The organism is Chroococcidiopsis sp. CCALA 051, from assembly GCF_003015105.1.
Classification (GTDB): domain Bacteria; phylum Cyanobacteriota; class Cyanobacteriia; order Cyanobacteriales; family Chroococcidiopsidaceae; genus Chroococcidiopsis; species Chroococcidiopsis thermalis.
The window spans coordinates 1-14,826 of sequence record NZ_PYCI01000017.1 but is presented as its reverse complement, the minus strand read 5'-3'; the positions used below and the strand labels follow the sequence as shown (position 1 = coordinate 14,826).

Here is a 14,826-nt window from a genome sequence, read left to right as displayed (position 1 = left end):
AATTCAAGCATAATTCAAGCATACTTGTGCACGTTTGAGTGTATCGCTCGTGACTGCGCTTTTGTAGAAACAACCGATTGACTCGATTCCCGCAGACTGCTTTGCTGGTAGAAGCGACTAATACAGCTTTTCCGCATAGTTGACCCGTCCACTATTAGTTCGTAACTAAAACATTAGCCATGACTATCACCGCTACTAAATTCCCTATCGATCTCGGTGCATACAAACCTCTGAAACTCGATCCAAGCAACCCCGTCCTCACAAACGAACAGCGAGAAACTTTAAAAGCAAATATTCAACTTTGTCGCGATGCGATCGTTTTATTTACGGCAACTGGAGCTGCGAAAGGAGTTGGCGGACATACAGGTGGACCCTACGACACCGTACCAGAAGTCATGATTCTCGATGCCTTCTTTCGGGGAGCGCCGGATAAATTCGTGCCAATTTTCTTTGATGAAGCGGGACACCGAGTCGGCACTCAATATTTAATGGCAGCTTTACGCGGTGAATTACCAGCCGAACAACTGCTGAAATATCGCGAAGCAAATTCTAAACTACCAGGACACCCCGAACTAGGATTAACTCCTGGCGTGCAGTTTAGTTCCGGACGGCTGGGACATATGTGGCCCTATGTTAACGGTGTGGCAATGGCAAATCCTGGCAAAGCAGTATTTTGCTTGGGTTCGGACGGTTCGCAGCAAGAAGGCAATGACGCGGAAGCAGCACGGTTAGCGATCGCCCAACACCTCAACGTGAAGCTAATTATCGACGATAATGATGTAACGATCGCCGGACATCCTTCTAAATATTTGCCTGGTTTCAGCGTTGCCAAAACCCTGCAAGGTCATGGGTTGAAAGTACTTGAGGGAGATGGTGAAGATATTGATGATTTGTATCGTCGCCTATGCGAAGCTGTAACTACACCAGGCGCGATCGCGGTGATTAACAAGCGTCCCATGTGTCCCGGAATTGAAGGCTTAGAAGGCTCTACCCACGGTCATGACGTGATTTCGGTAGACTTGGCGCTGAAATATCTCGAATCTCGCGGACAAGCGGCGGCTGTCGAACATATCAAGAGCATCCAAAAACCCAAAGATAGTTACACTTTCCTCGGTTCTGGCGACAAATTAGGCGCTAACCGCAACGTATTTGGCGAAGCAATGGTAGAAGTTCTCGGTCGGATGAGCGAGACGGAACGCAAGGAAAAAGTCATGGTCATCGATAGCGACCTAGAAGGTTCCTGCGGTCTGAAGAAGATTCACGATGCTTACCCCGAAATCTTCATTCCTTCTGGGATTATGGAGCGCGGTAACTTTTCGGCTGCGGCTGGATTTGGCATGGAAAAAGGCAAGCAAGGAGTTTTTGCCACATTCAGCGCCTTCCTAGAAATGTGCATTTCTGAAATTACGATGGCGCGGTTGAACTATTCCAATGTCCTTTGTCATTTTTCCCATGCAGGTGTTGATGACATGGCAGATAATACTTGTCATTTTGGCATCAACAATATGTTTGCCGATAATGGCTTGGATGACGGTCACGAAACACGGCTGTATTTCCCCGCCGATGCCAATCAGATGAAAGCTTGCGTGAATGCTGTATTTAGCGCTCCTGGTTTGCGTTTCATCTTCTCTACACGTTCCAAAGTACCAAACATTCTCGACGGTAACGGTAACGACTTATTTGGCAGCAACTACAAATTCGTCCCTGGTAAAGATGAAGTCGTGCGGGAAGGAACTGCGGGTTACATCGTCAGCTTTGGTGATGCCTTGTACCGCTCCCTCGATGCTGTAGAGCGTCTGAAGCAAGAAGGAATCGATGTGGGTTTAATTAATAAAGCCACGCTGAATGTTGTCGATGAGGAGACGATGGCAAAAATCGGCAAAACTTCCTTTGTAGTGGTTGCGGAAGCCTTTAACCGTCGCACTGGCTTGGGTAGTCGTTTCGGTTCTTGGTTATTAGAGCGCGGCTATACTCCTAAATACGCTCACCTCGGTACTTATCATGAAGGTTGTGGCGGTTTGTGGGAACAATACCCACATCAGGGAATTGACCCAGCAGGAATTATGAATAAGGTCAAAGAGTTAATTGGGTAATACTTGATATTGCCGAAATAACTCATATTGTATTGCTTGATTCATGGCTATGCCACCTAATATTACTTATTAGGTGGCATGAATCAAAATTTCTTCAATTGTGTCGTTTAATAGCATAATTGCGAAAGTGAGGGGCGGCAGATAATAGCCTGAATCTTCTCATCGATTGAGTGGCAACGCGACGACAAATCGAGGTGAAGTTGTATCTCTTTGTAGACCATGAAATTGTTGATTCGTAATTAGGGTGAGTGAAGTCGCGTTTGAATCTAAGCGAGTGGCGAAGGTCAAGTCACCGTTAAATGTACTGTAGGAAGCCACTTCTACTCTAGGATTGTCGATCGCGGTAATAATATCGTATTGATTGCCCAAATTGTCAATCAGAATCAAATTTTGAGGATTCGTGTTAAGTTTAATTGTTTTAGGCGATCGATTGACGACAGCTACATTCACGATGATGCGATCGGCTGCAAAGCGAACTCCCATCACTTGTAATACTGTTCCATTGGGATGTTGAACTTTTAAGCCCTGCTCCGAGTAGGACAGAGCCGCCCGTTCTGTTCTCACCGGAGCAGTCGCTGATGCAGTGCTAATTCGATTCGTCCGAATTGAATTGGTGTTAGAGGAGCTAACGTTAGGCGACCTGACGTGCAGCCGCGCCCCATTTTGTAATCGAATGTCAAAATTACCCGTAGGATGCTGAATTTTGCGTCCGTGAATGGTGTAAGACGGCGGAGTCACCCATCCGGCATTCGCAGAACGTCTCGGTTGAGATGGCGCAGTTTGCCCACGAGTAACGGTCTGTCCGATGGGAATTTGCAGGGTCAGGAGCGGATACTGAGTTTCAGGATCGGTCTTTAACCCCCTGCGACTATTTGTGACTAACATGAGGGAGGTTGCTTGAGGTGCAAGTCCACCCCGAAAGGTCAGCCAACCTTGCGAGGTTTTACCAGGATTCATCGCTAAATATCGATTTGTTTCTGGGGGTTCCATAAAGTATCGATTGCCCAAATTATCGATTAAAACCATCCCTTTGGTGCTATTGAGTTGAATTTTACGGGAGCTACGATTGACCGCAGTAAGATTCAGCGAGATGTTGGTTTTGGTAAATCTTGCGTCTGTAATTTGTAAGCTCGTGCCGTTAGGATGGACGGCTTCAAGAGTCGTTGGAGTGGAGGTGGACGATTGAGCTAGGACACGAGGTGAGATTGCTAGCGGCACTGAAGCGAGTACCGAACTAGACAGCAGCAGGGCAAGTAGTCTTTTCATAGTTTTAGTTCCTCTAGAACTAGATTGAGGAGACAAAATCAATAGACTAAGCAGAGTTTGAAATGCGATCGATGATGTGCCGATTGACACAGCAATTGTAAGCGATCGCCCTGCCAAATCGTAGAGAGTTTAGATTGCGTTAACTATCGATTAACTGGCCGATCTGCTTTACTATACAGAATTCACTTTTTTGTCATAGCGATCGCTCAAGTTCGCTCAAAACTCATACACTCACAGTGGTTGGCGCGGTTTAACGGTTGAGATGACTTGGGGTGAAATCGCCAGTGTCAACGCAAAATTTTATGCAAGACGTAAATAACAAAGTCGCTGTTTCGCCCTCACGTCCATTGATTTGTTGTGCCGCACTGTTATTTTCAAAAGCAAATATCTTATGAAGTGCAATTGTTAGAAGAATTAACAGCTAAAGATTTCGTCGCTAATTGGATGTTCCAGCCTTCTGAATTGTCGCTTGTATTGTTTCGCTCTCGCCGAGTTCATAAAGACTTATCAAATTGTTCTCGATTGTGAAGATTTGCCGAACAGTCATATCCGCGAGCAAATTGCCTTGCAAATCTCTAATGATTTGATGAACTGTTACGACACCTCTATTGTTATCATCCGTTTCGTAATTTAATGGTTCGAGTTGCGGTTGAATAATCTTGAATTGATTCGTCCAATACTCGCGCACTGCGTCGCGCCCGTAAACGAAACCGCCTTCCATTCCGTTCGCCCATTTTACGTCCGGTTGCATAAACGAAATGATTGTTTCAATTTCGCGCTTGTTGAAAGCATTGTAAAGATTTTGTAGAAATTGTTGTTGATTTGAACTCATAGTTCTTGAATATACATCACGAACTTTGTCAAAACAAGAAAGCGACACAACGGCTCAAATCAGCGGCGGCTAGTGACTTATGATTCCTGACAATAACCTTTATTCCGCCGCTGCAACGACTTGTTGGGCTGCTGTCCCCGACTGCTGGCTTCGCGGTGCTAGCGATCTAAAAACCATAGATAAATTTCTATGCAAACAAAAGCTTTTTTTTTGATTGATTAATAAGTAAGCTTACTCAGAGTGGCGTAAAGTTAAAAATATACAAATGATTTAACTATTACGATTTAGTTTTTCAGAACTTGAAGTCGTTCGACAATCATTCTCGGCAGTCTGCTGTTGAGACTTCTTTAAGCGCGATCGCAGATGCCAAGTTCCATTCTCCAGCCGATTTTTACCTATAGCCGATCCTTGCTATGAAATGGGTCGCTTCTAGTTAGTTCGATCTACCGTTCGTTTACCTCAATTATGGCAATCACCAATCTCATCCAGTTTAATAACCTCCGGGGCGATATCTTCGGCGGTGTCACGGCTGCCGTTGTCTCATTACCCCCGGCTGTGCATTCGGCGTTGCCTTTGGGGTGGGTCCCCGCGGTGGACTCTATGGGGCAGTTTGTGGCGGCTTTTTTGCCGCTCTGTTTGGCGGTACCCCAACGTCGTCTGAACCGACCGGGTCAATAGCCATAAGCCCTGTCTACAGGTTCTCGTGCAACACCTGTGTTGTAGGGGTGAAGCGCCTCACTCTTACTCTCTTTAACTCGCTAAAGTTCATTTAGTTCATTCATTGCAATACTTCTCGTCAGAGGAGGTATAAGGAGGTACTCGTGGATTTTTTGTCCTATTTTTTAATGGACTTCGTTAAGCAGTTGCAGTCCCCGACACTCGGCTTTTTAATTGGTGGTATGGTCATTGCCTCTCTCGGCAGCCAACTGCAAATTCCAGAGTCGATTGTTAAGATCATCGTCTTCATGCTGCTCACCAAAATCGGTCTGACCGGTGGTATTGCGATCCGCAATTCCAACTTGACGGAGATGATTTTACCCGCAGCGTTTTCGGTAGCAGTCGGGATTCTCATTGTATTCATCGCGCGCTATACATTGGCCAAGCTGCCAAAGGTCAAAACCGTGGATGCGATCGCGACTGGGGGGTTGTTTGGTGCCGTGAGTGGCTCTACGATGGCTGCCTCCCTAACGCTTTTGGAAGAACAAAAAATGTCTTATGAGGCATGGGCTGCCGCACTCTATCCCTTCATGGATATCCCAGCACTCGTCGCTGCAATTGTGGTTGCCAACATTTATCTCAACCGGAAGAAGCGTAGGACAGCAGACGAGTATCTCAGCAAGCAGGAATCTTTCAGCAAGCAGCCCGTTGCGGCAGGCGATTATCCCGATCGGCAAGATTATCCCGGCAACCGACAAGAGTATCGCAAGCAGAAGGATTCTGCGGATAATCGAGTCAAGATCTGGCCGATCGTACAGGAAAGCCTCCAGGGACCTGCCCTATCGGCAATGTTGCTCGGCATTGCTCTTGGCATCCTCACCCGACCGGAAAGTGTCTATGAAAGCTTTTACGACCCCCTCTTCCGCGGCTTGCTTTCGGTCTTGATGCTGGTTATGGGTATGGAAGCTTGGTCAAGGATTGGCGAACTACGCAAGGTAGCCCAGTGGTATGTCGTGTATAGCCTGGTGGCACCGTTTGTGCATGGGCTAATCGCCTTCGGTCTCGGCCTGATTGCCCACTACGCCACAGGATTCAGCCTTGGCGGTGTCGTGATTCTAGCCGTCATCGCCGCCTCCAGTTCAGATATCTCAGGCCCGCCCACATTGCGAGCTGGTATTCCGTCAGCCAATCCCTCCGCCTACATCGGTGCCTCCACAGCCATCGGTACGCCCGTTGCGATCGGCTTGTGTATACCGTTTTTCCTCGGGCTTGCCCAGGCAATCGGCGGCGGCTAGTCCCAGACGGGTCGCGGTCTGTCGGCGCTCCCTTGTCCCGGCAGACCAAGTAGAGCAACATATTAAGATCGAGATACAGAGGTAAGGAGGTAATTAACATGGCTAAGCCAGCTAAAAAGCTTGTCATCGTTACGGAAAAGATTCTGCTGAAAAAGATCGCCAATATTATCGATGAAGCTGGGGCGACTGGTTATACGGTGGTGGAGACTGGCGGTAAAGGCAGTCGCAACGTGCGATCGTCGGGACAACCCAGCGTTTCTGACACCACAGCGAATATAAAGTTCGAGATACTTACCCCAGATCGGGATATGGCCGAGAATATTGCGGATCAGGTTGGAGTGAAGTTTTTCCTCGATTATGCGGGCATTATCTATATCTGTGACGCGGAGGTCCTGTACGGGCACAGTTTCTGTGGACCAGACGGCTGTTGAATCGAGACGACTTAGACACAAAAAGCCGGGTCATGACCCCGGCTTTTTGGTAGCCGTTACTCCAAACGTTAGTACCCCCCGCAGTTTTATGACTCCCTCAAACCCTTAACCTTCATCGCTTTAAACTCATGATTTTGTCCAACATTCTGCCTCCTTTCAGTGCGGGGATAGCCGCTCTCATGACTCCGCTACCATTCCTGGCGACCGTTGTTGCTGAGGATTCACCTATTATTCTGTCTGGCGTATTGCTGACGCTGGTAGTAATTTATCTGGCCAGCAAGTTTGGCGCAGAGGTCGCCAGGCGATTGGATTTTCCACCCGTCCTGGGGGAACTGGTCGCTGGTGTGATTGTCGGCGTTTCGGCGTTGCACCTGGTGATCTTTCCCGAAGGGGGGCTGTCTGCCTCTGACTCGGTAATTATGACGGCGTTGCAAGGGTTAAATCAATTGGCACCGGAGGCGCTGACCCGAATCTTTGAATCGCAAAGTGAAGTGATTTCGGTTCTGGCTGAAATCGGCGTGATTATTCTGCTGTTTGAAATTGGACTGGAATCCGATCTGCGGCAACTGAAGGAAGTGGGCATTCAAGCCACGGTTGTCGCCTGTGTCGGAGTCGCAGCACCTTTTACGGCGGGTACGGCAGGGTTAATGATGCTCTTTCATGTAGCCGCAATTCCAGCGATTTTTGCGGGAGCTGCGTTAACGGCAACGAGTATCGGCATTACCTCTAAAGTGTTGGCAGAGTTAGGTCAACTCAAATCCAAAGAAGGGCAAATCATTGTTGGCGCGGCGGTGATTGATGATGTCCTTGGCATTATTGTCTTGGCTGTAGTCGCCAGCTTAGCCAAAACCGGTGAGATTGATGTCGCCAATGTCATTTACTTGATTGTCAGTGCTACAGCATTCTTGATTGGAGCAATTTTGTTGGGGGGTGTCTTTAACAAAAGTTTTGTGGCGATCGTAGATCGGCTCAAAACCCGTGGAAATATTGTTATTCCGGCATTCATCTTCGCTTTCTTTATGGCATTTTTAGGTAACGCCATTCATCTCGAAGCGATTTTGGGTGCCTTTGCAGCGGGTTTAGTGCTCGATGAAACCGATGCCCGGAACGAGTTAGATGAATTAATCAAACCAATCGCCGATTTACTAGTACCAATCTTCTTTGTGACGGTGGGAGCGCGTGCCGACCTCGGTGTTTTGAACCCGGCAGTCCCGGAGAATCGAGCAGGACTATTGATTGCTGTCTTTTTGGTAGGGGTGGCGATCGTTGGCAAACTGGTGACGGGCTGGGCAGTGTTTGGACTACCCGGAATCAATCGCTTCGCGATCGGGGTTGGGATGATCCCTCGAGGTGAGGTGGGTCTAGTGTTTGCTGGCATCGGCTCAGCTAGCGGCATTTTGGATAAGCCGTTGGAGGTGTCGATTATTATCATGGTAATTTTGACAACTTTTCTGGCTCCACCTTTTTTACGGGTTGCTTTTGGTTCATCCACGAATCCCATCCCAGAATCTACCACGGCTGTAGAAACAGCAAGTGAGTAACGGTTTTACGAGATTACGGCTGTTTACTCAATAGATGATTGTGGTGCGAGGTTGGGTGAACGATCGAGAAATTGCAGAGTTTCTAGCACCAAGTTACACCAATCAACGGTAGTTGGGTAAATGCCGATGACCTCGCGTTCATTTGACTCTAGACACCGACAGCCTATCTGTCGGTTACGTCCTCACCAATACTCAATCGTTGTTGTGGCTGGTGATGGATTTAGTGTTCCCAGCTAGTAACATTTAATACCAGCTACAACAACATCCGATCGCGAATCTTAAACGGAATTTTTCTGTATAAATAGTGTTTTAAGTGAACCCGCTTCTACAAGTTCTGGCGTTCAAAATTAGCTGAAATGTAAAAATGCGATCGCCTCTCATTCCCGACTCCTGTACGGGCGGGTTTATTCGCCCAATTCTGGGTTGTTTCATAAATATTTTGTAAAAATCCGCCCCTACGACTCTCTTCTAAAATAGAGGTGTTGAGAATCATTTTTAGTATTTGTCTTATGACTGTTACCCAATCGACCGATCTAGCCTCTACTCAACCAGCTAGCGTTATGGGTGGGGAAGTGCGCGAATTTCCCTGGTCTTGGCAAGGACAATCCCTCAAGCTAGTCTACGAAACTCTGGGACAAGGAACGCCCGTTCTACTCTTACCTGCCTTTAGCACCGTTTCTACTAGAGGAGAAATGGCGCAACTGGCAAAGTTATTATCTCCGCATTTTCAAGCTGTAGCGCTCGATTGGATTGGCTTTGGCGTATCGTCTCGCCTTCCACTCGACTATCGCCCTGAGTTATATCAGCAGTTGTTAAAAGACTTTGTTAATAGCACGTTTCAAACTCCAATTATCGTTATCGCTGCTGGTCATGCTGCTGGTTATGCAATGCAACTGGCAGCCACTCAACCGCAAGCTTTTTCAAAAATTGTCCTCGTCGCACCTACTTGGCGGGGTCCTTTAACAGTAATGGGTGTCAATAAACAAGTTGCTGGGACGGTGAGGCAAGCCGTGCGATCGCCCGTTCTCGGTCAGGCTTTGTATAAGATGAATACCACACCTGGCTTTTTGCGCTACATGTACGGCAGTCACGTCTATGCAGACAAGACAAAGCTGACAGACGAGTTCATTCAACAAAAATGGGAAATTACTCAGCAACCAGGGGCGCGATTTGCTCCAGCTGCTTTCGTGACTGGGAATTTAGATCCGGTGCAACAGCGTCAAGATTTTCTCAATTGGTTTCAATCTCTCTCCATACCCGTGTTGGTTGTAATTGGAGAACAGTCTCCGCCTAAGTCACGGGCAGAAATGGAAGCTTTGGCAACTTTACCAGGAGTGCAAACTAAGACGCTACCAGGTTCATTGGGTTTGTATGAAGAGTATGCCGCCGAACTAGCAGAGATCGTTTTGCCTTTTCTACTCTAGCGATCCATCGGTAGCGTAACTGTAAATGTAGTACCAACTCCCTCTTCACTCTCAACCGCGATCGCGCCTTGATGCAATTCTACCGCTTGCTTGACGACTGCTAGCCCTAATCCAGTTCCAGGAATACCACCGACATTACTGGCGCGATGAAACGATTCAAACAGCCTTTGTAGATCCTTGGGAGGAATTCCAATCCCTTCGTCTTTGACACGGAAAATCGCCTCGTTTTCTTGACAAGTAAGATCAAGCGTGATGTCTCCACCTTGGGGTGAATATTTAATTGCATTTGAGAGTAAATTGGTCAATATCTGCTGTAAAAGCTTTTTATCCACTTTGGCGGTGAAACGTTTGCCTGGAGATACAAGTGCGATCGCGTGTGCTTCTTTAGCTGTCAGCTGCATTTCTGCTACCAACTGACGGCAAAATGCTTCTAATTCTAGCTCAATTGGATTAAACTCTAATTTGCCAACCTCGGCGCGACCGAGCGTAAGTACATCATCTAACAGTTCGATCAACCGATTGACTGCGGCTTGCTGACGTTGGAGCAATTCTTGTTTTTTCGGCTCGGATAGTTTGTTATTGCTGCGAACCAACAGTTGAGCTGTACCAGAAATCAAATTCAGTGGGTTGCGAAACTCATGAGAAACCATTGAAACAAACCGAGATTTCAATTCGTTCAATTCGCGTTCTTTTTCTAAAGCATTACGCATTTCTGCTTCTGCTTGCTTGCGTTGGGTAATGTCGAGGACAAAAGCAACACAATTTAAACGGGGAGAGCGTTCTACCACAGTAACTCCAATTAGCACCGGAACCCGACTGCCATCAGCTCGAATATACTCTTTCTCAAACGCATTACAAACACCCGTATTTCTTAACTCCTCGATCGAATCGCGATCGCGATCGCGATACTCTGGTGGAGTCATATCATTCCAACGGATCTTTCCCTGCTTTAAGTCTTCGCGGGTATAACCGACCATTCTTAAAAAGGCATCATTGGCATCTGTAATGTTCCCCTCTATATCGGCAGCGATCGCCCCAATTAAATTAGAGTTAATTAAGCGCTGAAACTGGATTTCACTTTGGTGCTGGGCGGCGATCGCTCGTTCTTCTCCCGCCTCGGCTTGGTGACGGGCGACTATTTGTTGCTGAAGTTGCTGATTTGTGGTCTGAAGTTGAAGTGAAAATTGGCGCGATCGCAGTAAAATTTCTACCCGTGCCTGTAACTCTATTTTTTCAATCGGTTTGGTAATTAAGTCGTCGATACTTTGCCATAAATGCCGAGTCGCGTATCCTACATCCTGACGCGCAGTTACTAGCAAAAAGGGTAAAAAGACTGGTTTTTCGGCAGTTCTTTTCGCTTGCACCCATTCCCAAAAACGATCTAATGCTCTAGCATCGAGAATACATAGGTCAAAGGGTTGCGAATCTAAATCTGCTGGCTCCGTTACCTGTGCTGCCACTTCCGGTAGAATGACCGAATAACGAGGTGCTAGCCACTCCGATAACAGACGACGATTTTCTTGATGTTCGAGCAGCAGTAGAATTCGACCCATAGTTAATAGTTAATCATTAATAGTTAATCGTAAAATCATCACGCTCGCTGTAGCAGATTGCGAATTAACTGTAATAGGTTTTGAGCAGTCAATGGTTTAACTAGCAAGCCGAGTGCACCGCGAGCCAGACACGCCTGCTGCATTCCCGCTTGATGAGGTGCTGCGATCGCGACGAAGGGAATGGCTTTCTCTTGTAACCGTTGGCATAAAGACCAAATTTGGCGATCGAACCCAGAAATATCTAACAACACTAACTCGATCTTATTGGTATTTTCTAACACGGACTCGATTTCTGTTTGACTTGCCGCGCTAAGAACTTGATATCCCTGTTTCGCTAAAAACTGAACTAGCAGCTCTGAGTTACGACGGTTGCGATCTACACTCAGTATAATTGGCTTTTCATCACTCACCGTTTTTATCGATCCATTCGGGAGTACCACTAAGGATGCTGCGCAAATGAGTTAAGGGTTGACCAACCTTGATTCCATAACGAGTAATTTCTAGCTCTCGCAGCGTTTTTTCAAAACTAGACAACCGTTTCTTTAGTACGCCAATTGCTTTGCGGATCTCGCCTTGAATCTCCAAATAACGCAGAAAAACAATATTATCTGTCATGTAGCTGATACCTATGTCTGTCGCCCGAAAGTTGCCCGTAATGCTTTCAGTTTCGTTCACTAAAATCACCGTCACTCCCATATTTTGCAAATACTTACAAAGGGCGTGCAAGTGAGTCACTAAATCCTCGTCCCGACCGCGCAGGGAAATTCGATAACCAGAAACGCTGTCAATCATCACAATCCGAGCCTTTTGCTGCTCTACTTCCTGTTGCACCATATTGGTAAACTCATCGGGACTGTGGAGGAGTGGTTCGATCGGGATGACAGAAAGCGTTTGTCGCTGCATCATGGCATAAACTGGAATATTGATGGCTTCGCAACGATGCAGCATGACATCAATCGGTTCCTCAAACATATAAACAACCGATCGCTCCCCCCGTCCTGCGGCTTCTTTCATAAATTGGAGTCCGATGGATGTCTTGCCAACTCCACTTGGACCCGTAAACAACGTTACTGTTCCCCGCTCTATCCCACCATGCATTAGCTCGTCTAAGTCTGGTACTCCTGAAGGAATGACCTCTAGCTTAAATTCTCGCTTATGGACTTCGGGCTGGAGGCGAGGAAAGACTTCCATACCTCTGTCAGTCAAGCGCATAAAATGTAAACCAGATCGAAAGTCAGAGCCACGGAATTTCGTAACGCTGATGCTACGTCCCTCCAAGTTTTGGTGGAGATGGATTGCTCCATCGCTCATAAACTGTAGATCGTCATCTGGTGCGGAGCCGCCATCTTCAGAAGAAAATAGTACCGTTGCGCCTTTCTCTAATAAAAACCGCAAAAACGACAACACTTGTTTGCGGAACTGAAATGTATTGCTAGATAAATAGCGAAATTGAGTCATCGCATCTAAAAACACCCGCTGCGGTTGCAGCGATCGCACCTGCTCTACAATTTGTTGCGTCATCGGTTCTCGTTCGACTTCCGCCGCCGAGAAAATATCGTAAGTCTGGACTTGGCTAAAAAAGTCTGATGTTGGGCTGAGGTCGAGGAAGGTAATTCCTTGGGTATCAAAACCTATACGCTCGGCATTTGTGCGAATTTGCTCTGCGGATTCCCCTAAAGTTATATACAGCGGCTTTTCACCGCTAGCAACGCCTTCAACCAAAAAACTGAGTCCAAGTGTTGTCTTGCCCGCGCCCGCTCCTCCTCGCACCAGATAAGCTCGAACTGGAATTAATCCACCATGCAGCACTTCGTCTAATCCTGAAATGCCCGTGGACATGCGTTCACTCATTGCTCAAGTCCTTTAAATCAGTACCCACCATTTTCTGTATTTTCTGGTTCGATTTTTTTCAGTTTTAATTTTAATTGAATTCTTTAGACTTTAAAAGTCATTTTTTTTAAATGAGATTTTTTCATAGATATCTATATTAGATCGTCGGCTTTTTGAAAACTGTTATGTGTTAGGTTTAAATAAAAATTTAATCGAAAAATTTATTAAAATAAGAATTAAAAGTAGAAAATTCTATTACTTTGCAACAGCTCGTATGTTTTTTTTAAAGTTTGTTGTCATTCAATTTATGGCTACAACTGAGATTTACATCTACTGACCGAGGCGGTTTCAGATTTTAGTAGGGTAAGCATTGCCCAGCGACTAATAAATCTATACTGAGCAAAGAATATTCGATTTTTTTTTAAATTAAGCAATACATAGCAGTTCTCAATGATTTGTAAAGTGGGCTTCTAGCCTGCGGCAGGCTAGAAGCCCACTCCACGTTCATGAATCAAATAGGATTGCTATATAACTTTATGACTGGCTTAATTAATTGTTTGAACGACTTGGAGTGGAATTAAATTTGTTGTTTAATTTCCAGTATTGAATGCTTTCTTCATCTTATCTTTGTTATATTGTTTTTGAAAAACAATTATCGCCCTGAGTGCTATAGTAATTTGAGTTAATCGTGGGCATTGCCCACCCTACAATGAAATTGTCTCCCTGTCTCTATCTGTTAGAGAGATTTAGCTCGCCTGCCCAAATTTAATTTTAAGTCGCTGTAGCGCAGGCTGCTACTCGCTCCAGTAATTACGGCGCAAATTGTAGTGCGCGTCAGGCTGTAAAATTGTATAAGAATGGTTATCATTCTAAATTATGTAAGGTAAACAAGTTGAGCTATGGTAACTACAGCAGCAGATAATGTAGTCCCCGTTACCGTACTGACGGGCTATCTCGGATCGGGTAAGACAACCCTACTCAATCGCATTCTGACCCACGAACACGGTAAGAAAGTAGCTGTAATTGTCAATGAGTTTGGGGAAGTAGGAATCGATAACCAATTGGTGATTGATGCAGACGAAGAAATCTTTGAGATGAATAATGGTTGCATCTGCTGTACCGTGCGCGGTGACTTAATTCGGATTATTGGTAATTTAATGCGGCGGCGCGATAAATTTGACCATTTGGTAATTGAAACCACTGGGTTAGCCGATCCTGCGCCCGTGATTCAGACATTCTTTGTCGATGAAGATATGCAAACCCAGCTATCTTTAGATGCAGTCGTAACAGTGGTAGATGCCAAGCACATTTGGCAGCACTGGGAAGCAGATGAAGCCCAAGAACAGATTGCTTTTGCCGACGTGATATTGCTCAATAAGATCGATTTAGTCTCAGAAACAGAGTTAGCAGAATTGGAACGGCGAATTCGTGGCATGAATGCGATCGCCAAAATCTACCACACCCGTAACTCTGAATTGGGTATGGATGCACTCTTAGGCGTGCAAGCCTTCGATCTCAAACGCGCCCTAGAGATCGATCCCAACTTTTTAGGAGAAGATGCCCACGAACACGATGAAACGGTAGGTTCCATTGCCATTGTCGAACCAGGAACTCTCGACATGCAAAAGTTGAACGATTGGTTATCTTACTTGTTGCAAACTCAGGGACCCGATATTTTTCGGATGAAAGGGATTCTCAACATTGATGGGGACGATCGCCGCTATGTATTTCAAGGGGTACACATGCTATTTGACGGCACGCGCGATCGCCCCTGGAAATCTGACGACGAAAGAAAAAACGAATTAGTCTTTATCGGGCGCAATTTAGATGCAGACAAGCTGAAAGAAGATTTTCGGGCTTGTTTGATTTAAGGGAGTCGGGAGTCGTAGGGGCGGGTTTTTTTG

The 14,826-nt window shown here is 46.2% G+C and carries 12 protein-coding genes and 1 pseudogene; 7 read left to right on the top strand and 6 right to left on the bottom strand.

From position 1 onward, the window contains the following. The first annotated feature begins 179 nt into the window (after positions 1-179). Positions 180-2,093, top strand: a complete 1,914-nt coding sequence (locus tag C7Y66_RS06105) for a transketolase C-terminal domain-containing protein (RefSeq protein ID WP_106544884.1) — start codon at positions 180-182, stop codon at positions 2,091-2,093. A gap of 159 nt (positions 2,094-2,252) precedes the next feature. On the opposite strand, the gene C7Y66_RS06100 is transcribed toward C7Y66_RS06105, so the two are convergent. Both C7Y66_RS06100 and C7Y66_RS06095 read right to left on the bottom strand, forming a co-directional pair. Further along, entirely contained in the window at positions 2,253-3,359 is a 1,107-nt protein-coding gene (locus C7Y66_RS06100; RefSeq protein ID WP_106544883.1) for a hypothetical protein, read from the bottom strand. A 436-nt stretch (positions 3,360-3,795) separates the two neighbouring features. Further along, the gene (locus tag C7Y66_RS06095; protein WP_106544882.1) at positions 3,796-4,191 is read right to left on the bottom strand and encodes a nuclear transport factor 2 family protein; all 396 of its coding nucleotides are present in this window, start codon (positions 4,189-4,191) and stop codon (positions 3,796-3,798) included. A 465-nt stretch (positions 4,192-4,656) separates the two neighbouring features. Here C7Y66_RS06095 and C7Y66_RS33300 point away from each other — a divergent pair. The 4 genes and pseudogenes from C7Y66_RS33300 to C7Y66_RS06075 form a co-directional block, all read left to right on the top strand. Beyond that, positions 4,657-4,874: pseudogene (locus C7Y66_RS33300) on the top strand (SulP family inorganic anion transporter); the annotation flags it as partial. A 138-nt stretch (positions 4,875-5,012) separates the two neighbouring features. Beyond that, on the top strand, positions 5,013-6,143 hold the full coding sequence (locus C7Y66_RS06085) for a sodium-dependent bicarbonate transport family permease (protein WP_106544881.1): 1,131 nt from the start codon (positions 5,013-5,015) through the stop codon (positions 6,141-6,143). A 98-nt stretch (positions 6,144-6,241) separates the two neighbouring features. Next, the gene (locus tag C7Y66_RS06080; RefSeq protein ID WP_106544880.1) at positions 6,242-6,574 is read left to right on the top strand and encodes a hypothetical protein; all 333 of its coding nucleotides are present in this window, start codon (positions 6,242-6,244) and stop codon (positions 6,572-6,574) included. Between the two features lie 128 nt (positions 6,575-6,702). After that, complete coding sequence (locus C7Y66_RS06075; protein WP_106544879.1) at positions 6,703-8,115, top strand: cation:proton antiporter; 1,413 nt, start codon at positions 6,703-6,705, stop codon at positions 8,113-8,115. A gap of 325 nt (positions 8,116-8,440) precedes the next feature. Here the strand turns inward: C7Y66_RS06075 and C7Y66_RS30900 are convergent, their stop codons facing one another. Further along, positions 8,441-8,608 carry a hypothetical protein gene (locus C7Y66_RS30900; RefSeq protein WP_158265873.1) on the bottom strand — a complete coding sequence of 56 codons (168 nt, stop codon included), beginning with the start codon at positions 8,606-8,608 and terminating at the stop codon, positions 8,441-8,443. 16 nt (positions 8,609-8,624) lie between these two features. On the opposite strand from C7Y66_RS30900, the gene C7Y66_RS06065 reads away from it, so the two are divergent. Beyond that, on the top strand, positions 8,625-9,539 hold the full coding sequence (locus tag C7Y66_RS06065) for an alpha/beta fold hydrolase (RefSeq protein ID WP_106544878.1): 915 nt from the start codon (positions 8,625-8,627) through the stop codon (positions 9,537-9,539). Here the strand turns inward: C7Y66_RS06065 and C7Y66_RS06060 are convergent. From C7Y66_RS06060 to C7Y66_RS06050, 3 genes are read right to left on the bottom strand one after another with little or no spacing between them, the layout of a single operon-like run. After that, positions 9,536-11,092, bottom strand: coding sequence for an ATP-binding protein (locus tag C7Y66_RS06060; protein WP_106544877.1), 1,557 nt, complete (start codon positions 11,090-11,092; stop codon positions 9,536-9,538). The two genes, C7Y66_RS06065 and C7Y66_RS06060, sit on opposite strands and share 4 nt — an antisense overlap. A 38-nt stretch (positions 11,093-11,130) precedes the next feature. Continuing rightward, positions 11,131-11,502, bottom strand: a complete 372-nt coding sequence (locus C7Y66_RS06055; RefSeq protein WP_106544876.1) for a response regulator — start codon at positions 11,500-11,502, stop codon at positions 11,131-11,133. Then, entirely contained in the window at positions 11,495-12,943 is a 1,449-nt protein-coding gene (locus tag C7Y66_RS06050; RefSeq protein WP_106544875.1) for an ATPase domain-containing protein, read from the bottom strand. The genes C7Y66_RS06055 and C7Y66_RS06050 overlap by 8 nt, the downstream gene beginning before the upstream one ends. Positions 12,944-13,821: 878 nt before the next feature. Between C7Y66_RS06050 and C7Y66_RS06045 the strand changes: the two genes are divergently transcribed. After that, positions 13,822-14,793, top strand: a complete 972-nt coding sequence (locus C7Y66_RS06045) for a GTP-binding protein (protein WP_106544874.1) — start codon at positions 13,822-13,824, stop codon at positions 14,791-14,793. Positions 14,794-14,826: the final 33 nt, after the last annotated feature.